We start from the raw sequence: 15876 nt of genomic DNA, 5'->3' as shown, positions 1-15876 counted from the left end.
ATTTTTCAACCGGGGCGCTGGAGTGCTCGCTACCACACAGGAGCACTCCTATGGGCAAAACAGTGGTGGGCGTGAACAGCCCCCGCGCCGTCAAGCGCTTTTCTGGCAACCTGGCACTCGATGTGTCGCAGGCCTCGTACTTCGGCAAGCGCTTCGCGGCCGTGGGCCAGGGCGCCAAGACCCCTATCCAGCTGCTGACGGATCTGGAATCCGAAGCCGGCGACCTCATCAGCTATGACCTGCTGGCCGAGCTGCGCATGGCACCCGTCGAGGGCGACGATGTGCTGGAAGGCAAGGAAGAAGGGCAGCGCTTCTACACCGATGAGCTGTACATCGACCAGGCGCGCGGCGGCGTCAACACCGGCGGCCGCATGTCGCGCAAGCGCACGCTGCATGACCTGCGCGTGCGTGCCAAGCAGCAGCAGTCCAGCTGGTGGGGCCGTTTCCAGGACGAACTGACCTTCACCTACCTGTCGGGATCGCGCGGCATCAATGCCAACTTCATCCTGCCTCTGGGCTACCAAGGTCGTGCCAAGAACCCGCTGACGGCGCCCACGGCCAACCAGCACCTGTTCGGCGGCGATGCCACGGCCGTGACCAATCTGGACGCGACCGACAAGATGTCTCTGGGCGTGATCGACCGCGCCATTGTCCGTGCCGAAACGCAGGGCGGCGGCGCGACGAACATCCCCGTCCTGCAGCCCTGCGTGGTCGATGGCGAAGAAGTGTTCGTCATGGTGATGCACAAGTTCCAAGAGGACGACCTCCGTAAGGAAACGGGCACGGGCGGTTGGCTGGAAATCCAGAAGGCAGCCGCTGCTGCTTTGGGTCTGAAGTCGCCGTTGTTCAAGAGTGCACTGGGCATGCACCGCAATGTGGTGCTGCACAGCCACCGCAACGTGATCCGCCACAACACCCACGGCGCCACGGGCGACGTGGAGACGGCGCGTGCGCTGTTCATGGGCGCGCAGGCCGGCGTGATCGCCTTCGGCTCGCCTGGCACCGGCATGCGCTACGGCTGGCACGAGGAAACGGCCGACCGTGGCAACCAGGTCATCATCACCACGTCGTCCATCTTCGGTGTGAAGAAGACCGTCTTCGAGATCGAGGGCGAAAAGCAGGACCACGGCGTGTACGGCGTCGATACCGCCGCCGCTTCGCGCTGATCCACCCACCGAATAGAAGGAGTCAGACATGGCTTTCAAGCAACTCAGTGCCGTGGCCGCAGGCCATCAGGCCCCCATCACCCCCGGCGGCTCCGAGCTGGTGCGCTCGCGCTTCGGCCAGCCCCTGGCCGTGGCAGACCATGCAGTCGGCGCCCGTGGCGTCATCGGCATCCTGCCCGCCGGCACGCTGCCGGTGTCCCTGTTCATCCGCGTGCCTGCCGCCCTGGGCGCGGGATTCAAGGCCTCCATTGGCCTAGCGGATGCGGCCGGCGACATCAGCACGGCGGCCGACGACGGCGGCGGCGCCTGGGTGACGGACAACGACGCGGGCGCGGCCGGCGGCTATGTGCACCTGGTGCCCGCAGCCTTTGCCAAGCTGGTGCCCAAGGACGAAGACCGCCGCATCGTCCTCAAGGTCACAGGCGCGGGCACGGCCGCAGGCCTCTTCGCCCTGGACCTGATCTACACGAACGCCTGACAGCGTGTGCGCGCCCCGCAAGGGGCTTTCCCCCGGTGGCCACGGCTGCCGGGGCTTTTTGAACCCCGGAGAACCAACACCATGAAGCTGTTCACTTCGTTGCCCGCACGCAAGGACGGAACCCTGATCGTGCGCCTTAAGGACGCCACCTATGTCTTCAACGGCAAGCCGCTGGCCTGCGACGTTGAGGACGAGGCAGATGCCCAGCACCTGCTGGCCCGCAACTTCCAGACTGAAGAGGAGTTCGAGGCCGAGCAGAAATTCCTGCGCATGTCTGCCGAGCGCGAAGCCCGCCGTGCAGCCCAGGACGGCAAGGCCCCTTCCTCGCGCGGCACCTTCTCGCCCAGCGTGGGCCCGGACGACGACGACGACATCCTGGACGGCGGCACCGGCATGCCCCAGGAATCCGACTCTGCGCCCACCGGCCGCGTGCGCAAGGCCTCGCGCGCTTCCAACGTGACCGGCTGATCGCACCATGGCCAGCTGGGAAAACTGGATGCCTGAGCTGGTCCTGGCCGCCCCCAAGGCGCCGGTCCCGCTCATCCACCTGACGCTGAACCGCGCCGCGCGCACCTTCCTCAAGGCTACGCGCGCCTGGCAGGAATGGCTGGAGCCCACGGACGTGAGCGGCGAGGCCTTCGCTGAATACACCTTCGAGCTGCCCCAGGGCGCGGAGCTGCTGCGCCTGGAGCGTGCCACGCTGGCCGGGCGCCCCCTGGAGGTGGCCAAGGCGCGCGATCTGCCTGCCGATCCCTGGCAGCAGGAACTGCGCGGCAAGCTCTACCTGGTCACGACGAACCTGCGCGAATTCACTGTGCGCACGGGCAGTGCGGGCCGGCTGCAGGTCTACGCCTCGCTGATGCCGTCCCTGCGTGGCAACAGCGTGCCCGACGAGGTGGCCTCGCTCTACCATGAGGCCATCCGCGAGGGCGCCAAGGCCGAGCTGCTGGCCACCGAGGGCACGGACTACTACAAGCCCGACCAGGCCGGCGTGGCCCTGGCGTTCTTCCAGCGCGCCATGGATGACGCGACGGCCGACGTGTGGCGCTCCAACACCAGCCGCGGCTCGCGGGGGAGGGCGTCATGGCTTTGACCGTGGCCCAGCTGCTGGACGATGCAGCGCGCGACCTGCAGGACAAGGGGCACATCCGCTGGACCCGCGCGGATCTGCTGGACTGGTTCAACGCGGCGCAGCGTGCTTTCGCCGAGCAGCGGCCCGACCAGATGGCCCAGCCGCGCGACCTGGTGCTGGCCGCCGGGTGGCGGCAGGTGCTGCCGGCCGACGTGCTCACGCTGATCGACATCACCAACAACGCCAACGCCACGCAGCGGCGCATCACAAAGACCGACCTGTGGGTGCTGGACGCCGTGGCCGGCGCCTGGCGCTCGGGCTCGCCGGGCCGCGAGGTGCAGCACTACATGCACGACCTGGGCACGCCCCAGGAATTCCTGGTCTATCCGCCCGTGGCCGCCGGCACCAAGGTGCGCGCCATAGTGGGTGTCGCGGCCGTGGACCTGGCCGACGAGAAAGGCACGCCCTCGGTGCCTGAGCGCTGGATGGACGCGCTGCGGCACTTCGTGCTGTTCCGGGCCTGGTCCATCGACGCCGAGTTCGGCGGCAACGCCACCGTCGCGGCGGCACACCGTGCCCTCTACAACGAGGCGCTGGGCATTCAGGCCCAGGCTGCGGCCACCACGGCCGTGGCCCAGAAGTGAACCAAGCCTGCCATCCTGGCGGGCATCTTCAATCTGGGCGCTGGAGTGCTCGAAGCCATAGGAGCCGTCATGGCTGGTTTCAGCACATCCCTCGCCAACGCGATCATCAGCGCCACGCTGCGCAAGCAGGCCTTCCCGGCCATCCGCAACACGTTCTTCGCCCTGTTCACGGCAGACCCCACCGACGCTTTCACCGCCGGCACCGAGGTAGCAGCACCCTGGTACCAGCGCGTGCCCACGGGCGCCTTTGCTGCGCCCAACAACGGCGCCACCTACAACGCCGTGCGCGCGGAGTTTCCGCCCGTCACAGGCGCCCAGGTCACGGTCACGCACATCGGAATCATGGAAGGTGACTCGGCCACCGATGGCACGGCCACTCTCATGTATTCCGAGCCGCTGCCCACGCCGCGCACGCTGCAGATCAACGACGTGTTCCTGGTGGACAGCCAAGCCCTGACAGGCGACTTCACGCTGCAGCTGCTGTAAGCCATGAACCGGGGAGCACTCAATGGCTTCGCGCTGAACGGGCGGGCCTCCGATCCTGTGGTGCGCATCCGCGTGGACGCCAAGGGCTATGCCCGTGTGCGTGCTGGCGGGAGAGTGCTCGCCTATGCCGTGGTCCACTCGGCACCAGCTGCTGCGCTCACCGGCCCGCTGGGCCGCGTGCACGCCAAGCTCTCGGCTGATTCCGTGGCGCGCGCAGCTGTCGAGGGCGTGCTGGGCCGGGTCCATGTGCGCAGCCTGCTGGCAGCCACCGGCCGCGCCATCGTCCAGGTCACGCTGCCTCCCGTGCGCGGGCGTGTGGCAGTCCAGGCCCGGGCCAGCGCCACGATCACGGCCCATGTGCAGGCCCGCGTTGGCGTGGACGCGACCGCGCGTGCCAGCTTCAAGCCCCAGGCGCGTTTGCTGCGCCGTGGCCCTGTGCAATCCACGCCCACGGCGCGTGGCACAGCCGATGGCCGCATCTACGTGCGCCGCTGGTTGCGTTCGCCTGTGGACGGCAAGGGCCAGGCCTTTGTCGTCACGCAGGGGCGGGTCGAGGCGCGTCTGGCCGCGCTGGTCCAGGCAAAGGCTGCCATCACGGCCCGTGGGCAGCGCCTGGTGCGCGCGCCGCTGCAGGCCCAGGGCGTGGCCTTCATCGACATCGATCCCGCCGTGCACAAGCGCCTGCCCTTCGATGAGCAGGCGCCCGAATCCCGCACCTTCCTCGTGCCCGCAGGAATGACCACCTTCTACGTCACCGACCAGGGGCAAAGCATGTTCCGCACTTCCCCCATGCAGCCTGCAGACACGCAGGACTACGACATCGAGTTCGCCGACTGGTTTCCGCCCGGCGACGAGATTGTTTCCGTGCAGCTCAAGGTGCAGCCCGCTATGCCCATGCCGCCGTCCTTTGCCTTCGTGGGCCAGCGCGTGAAGGTCTGGATCTACGCGGGCGGCCTGAGCGGCCAGAAGTACCAGATCAGCGTGGCCGCCACGACCAACGACGGCCGCACCAAGGAGGTGGAGCTGATCGTGCCCATCAAGGAAAAATAGAAATGCCGCAGCTGTTCCTGAACAACTTCCAAACCCAGTTCATTGCCGACGTGCGCGCGGCGCCGCAGACAGGGGCCCCGGCCAGCGAGCTGGACTATGGCGTGCTGCGCGTGTCCGATGGCGCGGCCGGCACGCTGCTGAATCCTCCCGCCGGCGGCTGGTACGTGCTCACGGCCTACAAGCGCAGCGGATCGCTCGAAACCGATTACGAGATCCTGCGCGTTACCGCCGTGGACAACTCGGTGATCGGCGAGTGCCGCCTGACGGTGCTGCGCGGCCAAGAGGGCACGGCGCCCCGGGCCTACAACTCGGGCGACCTGCTGGAGATGCGCATGACGGCCGGGGGTATGCGCGAGGTGGTGCAGACCACGGATGAGCGCATGTCGAATCCGCGTGCACCGACCGGCGCGGCCGGTGGCGTGCTGGCCGGCCAGTACCCGAACCCCACGTTTGCCCAACCCTTGGCCACGGCGGCGGATCTGCAGGGCAAGGTGGACAAGGTGCCAGGCAAGGGCCTGAGCGCCAACGATTTCACCGACGAGGCGGCAACAAAGCTCAGCGGTGTGGCGACTGGTGCCACCAAGAATGCCTCCGACGCGCAACTGCGGGACCGGGGCACGCACACGGGTACGCAGGCCATTGAAACCGTGGCCGGGCTGCAGGCAGCGCTGGACGCTGCCAAGCAGTTCGCCAATCTCACCGGCAAGCCCACCACGACCACGGGCTACGGCATCACTGATGCGCTGAACTCGAAGCCCGTCTTGCTTCCTGCCGGCTCAGACTTGAATCTTCTGCCTGATGAGAACCGGATCTATGACGGGTTCAATTTCAAGAACAGCCCGTGGGGTCCGGATATGTGGTGCTATGTGGAAACGAGGGCGCATACCTCGCCTAACTACCAGTATCAAATTACCCGGCTACTGACGGAAGAAAGTCCGGTGATGGAGCGCCGGAAAATGGGCGTTCTGGGATTCGGCCCATGGCGACTGCAGAGCGCTTTTGGGGTGCAACCCATTTCCAGTGGAGGAACTGGTGCGGCAACAGCAGCGGCGGCTAGGCAAAGTCTGTCTGTCAGGCAGTACGCTTATACAGGACTAACTTTTTATGTCCGTTCAGATGGCAGTGATGCGAACAGTGGCTTGACAGATAGTCCAGGAGGCGCGTTCAGAACCATTGCACAAGCAGTGTATGCTGCCAATCTGTATGACAGGGCCAACGTTTCTACCGTAGTCAAGATTGGTCCAGGTAATTTTTCTGGAGTCTATGTTGGTGCATCCTCTGCCTTTGGTGGAAATTTTATTTTTGAGGGCTCCGGACAAGGTGTCACGAACGTTGAGGCAGTAACAGGCACCTCTGCATTTTCGATTGCAGCTTGCCGAGTGACTATTAAGAATCTTTCATTGGTTACTGCACAAGGGAATATTAATACATATTTGATATTGGCGGATCACAATTGTTTATTGGATATATACGACATCACCTTTGGTGGCAATGGAGTGGCTTCATATGTTTTAATGTACTCTGCCAATGGTGCCAATATTCTTGTTGGAAACATCACGATTAGCGGATCTTTCAGTTATGCCTTGAATCCTACATATGCAGGAAGAATATATGTCTCTGGTCAGAGAACTACATTTTTGAATGCCTCATGCAGTGGCTATTTCATTAATGCTACTTCTAATTCGGTGGTGGCTTGGGCAAATACGACTGTTACCGGATCTCTTGGAGGGGCGGGAGCAAAGTTCTTTGCCGGAGGCAATTCAACGATCAACACGGGCGGAGCGGGTGCAAACGCTGTACCTGGCGTTAACGCTGGAACATTGACAACGGGCGGCCAAATTTCATGAAAACACCGATCTACCAACTCTCCCACGACAAGCTGGTGTTTCGCAAAAATGCGGATGGCACCACGTCCATCATCGCCATCACCGACACGCCCGAGTTTCCGAACCGTAATCCCGACTACCTGGCCTACTTGGCCTGGTGCTCGGCTGGCAATGTGCCGGCGCCTGCGGACCCGCTACCAGTTCCCGTGCCTCCGACCATCACCCGCGCCCAGGGCAAGGCGGCGCTGATCCAGGCCGGTATGTGGCCGCAGGTGCTGGCCTTCATGGCCGGCATCGAAGATCCCAACGAGAAGCTGCTGGCCGAGGTCGCTTTGAACGACACCGTGACCTGGGAGCGCAGCAGCCCGTTCCTCGCGCGTGTGGCCGTGGCGCTGGGCCTGAGCGAGCAGCAACGCGATGAGCTGTTCATCGCGGCGGCGGCCGTCGTGCTGTAGCGGCCAGTCCGCGCTGGTGCCAAGCCTGCCAGCCTGCAGGCCATGACCACCTACAAGCTGTCCGCATTCCCGGGCGAGGCGCCCAGCGTGTCCGACCGCGCGCTGGGCGCGAACTTCGCCCGGGAGCACTTCAATCTCTTCCTGCCCAGCTCCGAGTTCTGGCCGCTGGCCACCGACCGGCGCCACTCGGCATGCTTGGCCGGCACCCGCACGCTGCACCGCTTCGCGCGCGATGCCAGCGGCGCCGTGGTGCAGAACCCGGCCGCGCCCATCCGCTCCTGGGTGCAGGAGCTGTCCCTGGTCAAGGGCCAGATCAATGACGAGGCCACCGAGCGCACCTACCAGACCACCAACGACGGCAGCGCGGCGCCGCGTGCGCTGGACGTGCGCGGCAACGACCGGCTGCTGGGCGTGGTGCGCCCGGTCAAGCCCACGGTCACGCTGCAGGTGGTGGACGAGTTCACGACTGAGGAGGCCAAGACCTGGCTGTATGGCGACTTCGCCGAGCTGGTGCGCGCGGATCTGCTGGCCACGGTGATCCAGCACGAGGGCCATCAGGAGGCCATTCGCTGGGATGCCAATGGCAAGGCCTATGCCGGCGCCACGTCCAACTACGGGCTGTCCCTGTCCACCGCCGTAGGGGCCGGCGCCTGGGCTGGCAACCTCTACGCCGTGGTCTCGGCCGCCCGCGCCAAGGCCTGCGAGATGGACACCACGCGGCTCGGGGCTATCAGCACGGCCAGCGGCTGGGCCGTGCCGGTGGCGGCCATGCCCTACAGCTATCCCTTCCGCAGGCCCGAACTGGTCGAGGCGCTGCAGCGGCACGAGTTCCCGGACTCGGCTGGCGAGCGCTCCGGCGAAACCGTGCTCACGGCTGACCAGGCCGCCAAGCTGGCCGACCTGGTGGAGGCCTCGGTGGCGCCCGGTAGCAAATGCACCAACTGGCGCAGCGAGCTGGACAAGCTGCTCAGGGAATTCGCGGACCTTGCCTTGTCCAAGTCCTGGGCCGGCGCGGGCACGGCGCCGACGAAGCCCAGCGAGCCCAAGGTGGCTCAGTACCATTTCGACTCCGACAACAACGCCATCGAGCACCCCGATTGGGTGCAGTACCGGCGTGACCTGGAGGCCTACTACAAGGCCCTGGATGCCTACACCGACAGCAAGTCGGACGCCTCGGCCCAGGCCGGCAGCTTCAACGCGCGCCTGGTCGAGATCCAGCAGCGCTGCAGCACGCTGGTGTCCAGCATCCAGACCCAGCTGGCCAGCCAGTACATCGCGGCCACGGGCGACACGGCCGTGATCGGCACCTGGCTGGACCAGCTGGGCGGCGTGGCCGACCTGGCCGGCAAGACCGTGGAGCGCGTGGTGGACTCGCGCTTCTACGTCGTGGCCTTCGTGACCGACTGGGGCGAGGAGTCCGAGCCGTCGCCCATCTCCGACATGCTGGAGGTGGACCAGAACGACACCGTGACCATCCAGCGGCCCCAGACCATGACGGGCGAGCAGCATGCCGTGCGCCACGTCGTGAAGTGGCGCATCTACCGCAGCAATGCGTCGGCCGCAGCGCAGGCCTGGCAGCTGGTGCAGGAGCTGCAGATCTCCGTGGCCAGCTTCCTCGATGACAAGAAGGGCGAGGAGCTGGAAAGCCTGCAGCCGCAGTTCACCTGGGCCGCGCCGCCGTACCGCATGGACAGCCAGTACGAGGGCGACAACAAGCCCAGCGTGGGCGCCAACCCCTACCTGCGTGGGCTCACAGGCATGCCCAACGGCATCATGGCCGGCTTCATCGACAACACCGTGGCCTTCTGCGAGCCCTACATCCCCTACGCCTGGCCCGTGGACTACCAGGTCACGACCGAATGGCCCATCGTGGGCATGGCTGTGTTCGACCAGACGCTGTTCGTGGGCACGGCCGGCAATCCGTACTTCGTGACAGGTGCGCACTCGGCCCAGATGTCGGCCATCAAGCTGGACAGCAACCAGTCCTGCAGCGCCCGCCGCTCCATCGTTCCCGTGCAGGGCGGCGTGCTCTATGCCTCGCCAGATGGCCTGTGCCTGGCCAGCCCGGGCGGCGTGCAGGTGGTCACGCGGCAGCTGATCGCGCGCCAGGACTGGCAGCGCATGCAGCCATCCACCATGTTCGCGGCCGAGCACGAGGGCGTCTACTACCTGTTCTACGCCGGGGCCGGCGGCGGCTGCCTGGCGTTCAGCGCGCAGGACGGGGCCAAGCTCGGCCATACCGACCTGGGCGGCGCGGGTGTGACGGCGGTTTGGGTGGACCGCTTCAACGACCTCATGTACGTGGCGCGCGGCCAGGACATCCTGGAATGCTTCACGGGCGATGCCCTGCGCACGGCGCGCTGGCGCACAGGCCTGGCCACCCAGGGCCAGCAGCTGCCGCTGGCCTGGGCCAAGGTCTACGGCCGGCAGGACGCCCAGCACCCGATCACTCTGCGCCTGTGGGGCGACGGCCAGCTGCAGCACACGGCCCGGTTCACCGACCTGCAGCCGCAGCGCCTGCCGCCCGGGCGCTGGCTGGAGCATCAGGTGGAGATCGAGGGCGCGGCCCGCGTCACCAGCGTGGTGCTGTGCTCGACCACCGAGGAGCTGCGCAGCGTATGACCAATCGCAAGAAAATCGACACGGGCGCGGCCCGCCTGCCGGCCCTGGCCAGGGTCAACGTTCAGGACAAGGCCCTGTCCAACTGGATGCAGGCCGTGACCGAGCACCTGGAAGTGCGGGCCGGCGCCCGGGGCAACGAGTTCGAGCGCGGCGTCACCCTGCGCGAGCTGCTGGACCTGCAGGGCTCGGTGCAGGGCGTCACCCAGCTGCTGGCCACCGACAAGACACCCGGGGAGGGCGAGATTGTCATCGACCTGGGCGGCGGGCTGTCGGCCACCGTGGCCGTGGAGCGCTTCGCCAAATCCATCATCGAATCGCGCCTGTTCAAGAGCCTGGCCAAGACCCTGGACGACCCCAGCCGCTTCGACCACCTGGCGCAGGAGATCCGCGACGAGCTGCTGCGCTCCATCGCCGATGAGGCCGCCAAGCGCGGCGCCGAGGTGCGCGAGCTGCAGACCGTGGTGCAGAGCAACGAGCGCAGCCTGGCCATGGCCGTGCGCGAGGTGACGGCCAGCCTGCGCAACGCCAGCGCAGGCCTGCGCGCCACACAGGCGGCGTTCGCGGACGGCCAGCGGGCCATGGCCACCAACGTGCTGCAGCTGCAGGCCTCCCTGGGCAACTACTACCAGGACGGCAAGCCGGGCCGCGCCATGCTGGAGCAGGAGATGACGGTGCTGGCCGGCTACAGCGAGGGGCTGCGCGCGCAGTACACGCTCAAGGTGCAGGCCGGCGGAGCCCTGGCTGGCTACGGCATCGCGGCCGAGGAGGTCAACGGCAAGACCTCCAGCGCCTTCATCATCATGGCCGACAAGTTCGCCGTCGTCTCCCCCAGCTACAACGCCGGCCAGATGAGCACGCCGCGGCCCGAAGACGTGGTGTTCGGCGTCGATGGCGACGGCATCTACCTGCAGCGCAACGTCTACCTCAAGGGAAACATGCGCATCGACGGGCTGGGCAAGAAGCTCGTTGACGGCCTGCGCGGCTCGGTGCTGCTGTCGGCCAGCGGCAGCTTCTGGAGCGATGCCACTGCGCGCCAGGCTGTCTGGCAGGCCTTGGGCAACAGCGGCAGTGCACCCAACACCAACCACCTGATCGTGGGCGATGCCGTGACCATCACCAACGGCGCTGGTTTCACGCAGACACGGCACTGGATGGGCGCGGCCTGGCTGATCCCGGCCGCCGTGCTCAACGGCGACCTGCTGGTGGACGGCACGGTAGCGGCACGCAAGGTGGACACGCGCGGGCTCACCGTGCGCGACAACGCCGGCAACGTCATCCTGGACGCCAACGGCCTCGATGCGCAATGGCTGCGCAATCTCAAGGCCGCCCAGGTCAACGGCCTGGGGCCACTGGCCACCAAGGACAAGGCCCGCATCGGCGACACCGTGGCGTTTCCGGATGGCACGACGATGAACACCAGCGACTTCATCAACCGGCTGCAGCGCATCACGTCCAACAACATCGGCGTGTTCATGGACACGGCGGCCATCGGCACAGCCTACATCGGGCAGGCGGCCATTGGCACGCTGCAGATTGCGGGCGGCTCGGTCACGTCCATGGCCAGCGGCTCGGGCGGCCAGGTCACGCTGTCGGGTGGGCAGTCCGTGGAGCTGTGCTCTGCATGGGTGAACAACGCGGACGGTGGCTCCGGCGTCGTGGTCATCGCCCTTGTCAACGCCATGCCCGTGAACAGCAATGGCAGCCTGAGCCTGACGCTGTACCGGGGCGGAATCGGCCTGCAGTACACCGGCACATCGATGCCCAACGGCTACCGGACCTCGGCCCACAACAGCTGCTTCGACGCCAACCCGCCCGCAGGCTGGACGCAGTACCGCCTGATGGCCTCGGCCGGCCCCGGCGAGACGGTCACGGTCTTCCTGTCCAACATCGTCGCCACGGGAGGCCGCCGATGATCCACTTCATCCAGATCGACGGCGCCGGCCGCATCCTGCGCTCGGGCAACGCTCCGTGCCGCCACCTCAAGGATTTGCCCGGGGCGAACAGCAGCTTTCGCCGCGTGCCGCATCCGGTGCCGGACCCGAACGCCTTCTATTGGGACGGTGGCCTGGTGGCCGTGCCGGCGGCGCCCACTCCATTCCACCACTTCGACGTGGCCAGCCGGTGCTGGGCCCTCGACCTCGCGCAGGCCTGGGCGGCTGTGCGTGCCCAGCGCGACACGCGCCTGGCGGCCTGCGACTGGGTGACGCTGCGCGCCCAGGAAACCGGCGAGCCCGTGCCGGAGGCATGGCGGGTCTACCGGCAGGCCCTGCGCGACATTACCGGCCAGCCCGACCCTCTGGCCATTACTTGGCCTGAAGCGCCGGACTGAGCCGTACCAAGCCTGCCATCGTTGACCCCATTGCAAAAAAGCGAAAGCCCCGCGCTGTTTGCAGCAGCCGGGGCTTTCTTGTCTCACCCCTTGGATACGTCAAGGAGAAAAGTGTTGGCGAATGATAAACGCATCACCATCAAGATGCTAGGAGTAACGATGGAAGTCATCAACGTGACCCCGGAAAAGTTCTTGCAGATCATCACGCGCTTGGGCCTGGTGCTTAGCGGGCTGGTGCTGATTTGGCGTCTGCCCGAAATCATTGCTGTGCTGTCGAAATGATCCTCCTACGCGCACAACTCACTGCGCGCGAGTCGCAGAAGCTGGCTGGGCGTGTCGGCATCGCGTACATCGCCGCCTCGACAGGTGCTGCGGCCGGTGGTCTTGCTGCATTGATGTGTGCCATCCGATGGTGGTGAGCACCGCATGAGCCATTCCCTCGAATACGACCTCGACGTGGTGCTGCCCTTCATGCAGGGCCTGGTGCCGGGCCTGGCCCGCGCCCAGGACATGCGCGCCATTGGCCTGCGCCGTGGCGGCCGGCTGGTGGCCGGCGTGCTCTATGAAGGCTTCAACGGCCGCAACCTCTGGATGCACGTCGCGGCCGAGCCCGGCGCGCGCTGGCTCGTGCGCAGCTACCTGCGCGCCTGCTTTGCCTATCCGTTTCTGGTGTGCGGCGTGGAGCGCGTCAGCGGCTACGTGAACGAGAGCAACGCCCTGGCGCGGCGCTTCAACCAGCACCTGGGGTTTCGTGAGGAGGCCCGGCTACACGGCGCGGCGCCGGACGGCGGCGACGTGCTTATTTTTGTGATGTGGAAAAAGGAGTGCAGGCATGCGCTGGCACACGACTGAATTTGATCTTCTGCCCGAACGGGCGTTCTGCCCACGACCTGGCGGCATGACACTGGAGGGTGGAAAGGGCAGCAGCGCGCCCGCGCCCGACCCGCGCCTGGTCGAGGCACAGGTCAAGTCCATGGGCATCCAGGACGCTGCCATTCAGAAGATCCTGAGCCAGTCGGATGAGATGGCGCCACTGCAGAAAGAGCAGACGCAGTTCGCGCTGGACACCCAGCGGCAGGCCTGGGAGCAGTCCCAGGAAGACCGCGAATATGCGCTGGGGCGCCGTGACCAGTTGACGGGCCTGCAGGACACCATGGTCGAGGATGCGCGCACCTTCGACACCGAGGCCAAGCGCGAGGAGCTGGCCGGCCAGGCGGCCGCCGATGTCTCCCAGGCCTACGAAAGCTCCAAGCGCACCCAGAACGCAGAAATGGCGCGCATGGGCATCAACCCTGCGGACGGCAAATATGGCGCCGCCTCCAACGCGCTCGCAGCTGGCGAAGCCCTGGCCATGGCCACCGGCAAGAACTCGGCCCGCACGGCGGCGCGTGCCGAGGGCAGGGCGCTCACCGACCGCGCGCAAACCGCATTGGCCGGCTACCCGGCCATGGGCATGCAAACCACAGGGCAGGGCGCCGGCTTTGGCACGGCCGCACAGATGGCTGCGAACAACGGGTTGGCGGGGCTGAACTCGGGGTACGGGCAGGCTGGTGGCATGGCCGGCCAGATGGGCAGCAACGCCACCAGCATGTGGGGCGCCCAGGCAAACCACCAGGCCAACATGCGCTCCAACGATTCGACGGGCGGCCTGTTGGGCGGCCTGGGCGGCACGGCCGTTGGACTGGCGCAATTGTGGAAGGCTTCCGACCCACGCCTGAAAGAGGAGGTGAGGGCCGTTGGGGTGGATGAGTCCACGGGGTTGAATCTCTATGAGTTCGCCTACAAGGCCGATCCCGGCAGGCGCTATATCGGCGTCATGGCAGATGAGGTGCAGCAGCGATTCCCCGAAGCGGTGATGGTGGACAAGTCGGGCTTTATGCGCGTGGACTACACGGCATTGGGTATGGAATTCAAGGAGGTCGTGTGATGCGCGGCGGACGTTCTTCTCTCTCGGATTTTTTCAACAACTTCAATGCAGCCTACAGCCTGACAAAACAGGTCGGCCGGGACATCGAGGTGGGCAATGCTGTAAACGCAAAGCCCACGGAATCCCAGGCGTACACGGAGGAGCAGGGCAAGGAACTGGAGGGGCTGGCCGCGCAGGGCTACAAGATCGATTTCGACCAGGCCAAGAATGCCTATGTCGCCAGCAACGAGGCAGGAGACGCCAAGACGATGGCCATGCAGGGGCTGACCACGAACTTCATGGGCAAGCAGCTCACGGGTGGCGTCGATGCCAACAAGGCAGAGATTGACCGAATGCGCTCCATGTCCGTGGCAGATGCCATCGCCAAGCATGACCCCGAGGCCGGCATGCGGATACGCGGCCAGGTGGAAGACCGTGCCTTCAAGGGGAAGGAGCAGGCGCGCTCGGAAAAGGCCTGGGCACGCGAGGACGGTATCGAGGCACTGGACAAGCAGCTGGGCGAAGAATTCGAGACGGGCCTGATGGGAGCGGACGGACAGCGCCGCAAGCCCACCTTCTCGGACTTCCTCGGCAACCAGGAAAAGCGAGCCTTCATGCTGCACCAGGCCGGCTATGCGAAAGAGGCGAACGAGGCCGCGCAGAAGGCCCTGGCCACCAGCTACTCCAAGGCCCAGCTCGAAACCGAAGAGCGCAAGCAGGCCCTGGGCCCGGCCGTCGCGGCATTCGCCTCGGGCAACTACGGCCCCGCCATGGAGTACCTGAACAGGTACGGGCTGGGTGGAGCCTCGAAGGTCACGGGGATCGAGCGCGGCAAGGACGGCGGGATCGTCATGAACATGGTCGGCGTCGATGGCAAGCCGCTGGAGCCCGTGCGCACCACGGCCGAGCAGGCCGACGCCATGCTTCGCTCCACCGTGGACCCGGGCGCGATCTACAAGCTGAACCACGACAACTTCCAGCGGCAGCTGCAGCTCAAGGCGGACGGCCGTGCAGACCAGGCCAGCCGCATCGCAGCCGGCGCGGATGCCCGTGCTGCCGCATCGCACGGCATTGCCATGGAGGACCGCCGCGAGCGGCTGAACGACAAGCGCGAGCTGCGGGATGTGCGCGAAGCCATGGCGCGCGAGTCAAACCCCAGCATCTCGGACACCCAGATCCGGGCGGTGCGCGCGGGCATCATTCAGCCCCCCGGAGCCGACAACGCCAAAGCCAAGTACGACTACGACCCTGTGAAGGTGCAGAAGAACTTCGGGGAGTTTGTTCCAGGGAATCCCCTTAAAGGGACTGTTGATTCCACCAAGCGAAATCCTGAGAAAGAGCAGGAGTTCATGCAGTGGTGGGGCAAAAATCCCAATGTTAAAGACGTTGATGAGGCGCTGGTTAAATTCAATCAGCAGCAGCCAAGGAAGCTGTCAGGGGCTGAGGAATATGCAAAGATTCCAAGTGGAACGAAATTTATTGACCCGAAAGGTGTTCTTCGTATTAAGCCCTAGATATTTACTTCACGACAGGAGCATCTTTCCACCATTGCTCGCCTTCTGGCTCTTCTGGCCGCTTCTCTTCTTTTGGTGCCTTGTATGCCTCAAGTTTCACGGTTCCGCTGGGCACAGCAAGCATTACCGCTCCAGTCCATCGGTCAAGTCGATAAGCCATCGGGGAGGTTTCCCCGCTGCCTGCTGCAACGATCTCGAATCTGAATAGCCAAGCGAAAAATAGAGACGCTGCGGCGATGAGGTACATGGTCTTCTTGTTCATATCCGGTCATCTTTAAATGGCCAACCATCTGGCCGGCCGCGAGTGTAAGCGCTGGTGCGACCCGGT

Annotated in this window: 17 protein-coding genes; 16 read left to right on the top strand and 1 reads right to left on the bottom strand. The window is 65.6% G+C overall.

Annotated elements, in window-relative coordinates:
- The first annotated feature begins 50 nt into the window (after positions 1-50).
- The 16 genes from G4D77_RS01560 (at position 51) to G4D77_RS01490 (ending at position 15548) form a co-directional block, all read left to right on the top strand.
- The gene (locus tag G4D77_RS01560; RefSeq protein WP_213757858.1) at positions 51-1166 is read left to right on the top strand and encodes a N4-gp56 family major capsid protein; all 1116 of its coding nucleotides are present in this window, start codon (positions 51-53) and stop codon (positions 1164-1166) included.
- A gap of 28 nt (positions 1167-1194) precedes the next feature.
- The gene (locus G4D77_RS01555; RefSeq protein WP_160853471.1) at positions 1195-1644 is read left to right on the top strand and encodes a hypothetical protein; all 450 of its coding nucleotides are present in this window, start codon (positions 1195-1197) and stop codon (positions 1642-1644) included.
- Positions 1645-1725: 81 nt separating this feature from the next.
- On the top strand, positions 1726-2112 hold the full coding sequence (locus G4D77_RS01550; protein WP_213757857.1) for a hypothetical protein: 387 nt from the start codon (positions 1726-1728) through the stop codon (positions 2110-2112).
- Between the two features lie 28 nt (positions 2113-2140).
- Complete coding sequence (locus tag G4D77_RS01545) at positions 2141-2737, top strand: hypothetical protein (RefSeq protein ID WP_213757856.1); 597 nt, start codon at positions 2141-2143, stop codon at positions 2735-2737.
- Positions 2728-3360 (top strand): phage adaptor protein, encoded by a 633-nt coding sequence (locus G4D77_RS01540; protein WP_213757855.1) that lies wholly within the window; start codon positions 2728-2730, stop codon positions 3358-3360. Before G4D77_RS01545 ends, G4D77_RS01540 begins: the two co-directional genes overlap by 10 nt.
- Before the next feature lie 69 nt (positions 3361-3429).
- A complete protein-coding gene (locus tag G4D77_RS01535) occupies positions 3430-3846 on the top strand; it encodes a phage tail fiber protein (protein ID WP_047218288.1) in 417 nt (138 codons plus the stop codon).
- Positions 3847-3849: 3 nt separating this feature from the next.
- Complete coding sequence (locus G4D77_RS01530; protein ID WP_180317229.1) at positions 3850-4896, top strand: phage fiber-tail adaptor protein; 1047 nt, start codon at positions 3850-3852, stop codon at positions 4894-4896.
- 2 nt (positions 4897-4898) lie between these two features.
- Positions 4899-6743 carry a hypothetical protein gene (locus G4D77_RS01525; RefSeq protein WP_213757854.1) on the top strand — a complete coding sequence of 615 codons (1845 nt, stop codon included), beginning with the start codon at positions 4899-4901 and terminating at the stop codon, positions 6741-6743.
- Positions 6740-7177: a hypothetical protein gene (locus tag G4D77_RS01520; protein WP_213757853.1), complete on the top strand. Its 438-nt coding sequence runs from the start codon at positions 6740-6742 to the stop codon at positions 7175-7177. The genes G4D77_RS01525 and G4D77_RS01520 overlap by 4 nt, the downstream gene beginning before the upstream one ends.
- 42 nt (positions 7178-7219) lie before the next feature.
- A complete protein-coding gene (locus tag G4D77_RS01515; RefSeq protein WP_213757852.1) occupies positions 7220-9799 on the top strand; it encodes a hypothetical protein in 2580 nt (859 codons plus the stop codon).
- Positions 9796-11712 (top strand): phage tail tip fiber protein, encoded by a 1917-nt coding sequence (locus G4D77_RS01510; RefSeq protein ID WP_213757851.1) that lies wholly within the window; start codon positions 9796-9798, stop codon positions 11710-11712. Before G4D77_RS01515 ends, G4D77_RS01510 begins: the two co-directional genes overlap by 4 nt.
- A complete protein-coding gene (locus tag G4D77_RS01505) occupies positions 11709-12128 on the top strand; it encodes a tail fiber assembly protein (RefSeq protein WP_213757850.1) in 420 nt (139 codons plus the stop codon). The genes G4D77_RS01510 and G4D77_RS01505 overlap by 4 nt, the downstream gene beginning before the upstream one ends.
- A 159-nt stretch (positions 12129-12287) precedes the next feature.
- On the top strand, positions 12288-12410 hold the full coding sequence (locus G4D77_RS30970) for a hypothetical protein (RefSeq protein WP_279492596.1): 123 nt from the start codon (positions 12288-12290) through the stop codon (positions 12408-12410).
- A gap of 144 nt (positions 12411-12554) precedes the next feature.
- Positions 12555-12980, top strand: coding sequence for a GNAT family N-acetyltransferase (locus tag G4D77_RS01500; protein WP_213757849.1), 426 nt, complete (start codon positions 12555-12557; stop codon positions 12978-12980).
- 46 nt (positions 12981-13026) lie between these two features.
- A complete protein-coding gene (locus tag G4D77_RS01495) occupies positions 13027-14055 on the top strand; it encodes a tail fiber domain-containing protein (RefSeq protein WP_250134251.1) in 1029 nt (342 codons plus the stop codon).
- Complete coding sequence (locus G4D77_RS01490; RefSeq protein WP_213757847.1) at positions 14055-15548, top strand: hypothetical protein; 1494 nt, start codon at positions 14055-14057, stop codon at positions 15546-15548. Before G4D77_RS01495 ends, G4D77_RS01490 begins: the two co-directional genes overlap by 1 nt.
- 4 nt (positions 15549-15552) lie before the next feature.
- Here the strand turns inward: G4D77_RS01490 and G4D77_RS01485 are convergent, their stop codons facing one another.
- Positions 15553-15810: a hypothetical protein gene (locus tag G4D77_RS01485; protein ID WP_126313059.1), complete on the bottom strand. Its 258-nt coding sequence runs from the start codon at positions 15808-15810 to the stop codon at positions 15553-15555.
- Positions 15811-15876 lie beyond the last annotated feature (66 nt).

The organism is Delftia sp. WY8 (assembly GCF_018437695.1).
Classification (GTDB): Bacteria; Pseudomonadota; Gammaproteobacteria; order Burkholderiales; family Burkholderiaceae_C; genus Comamonas; species Comamonas tsuruhatensis.
This window is presented reverse-complemented; position numbering and strand designations above follow the sequence as displayed.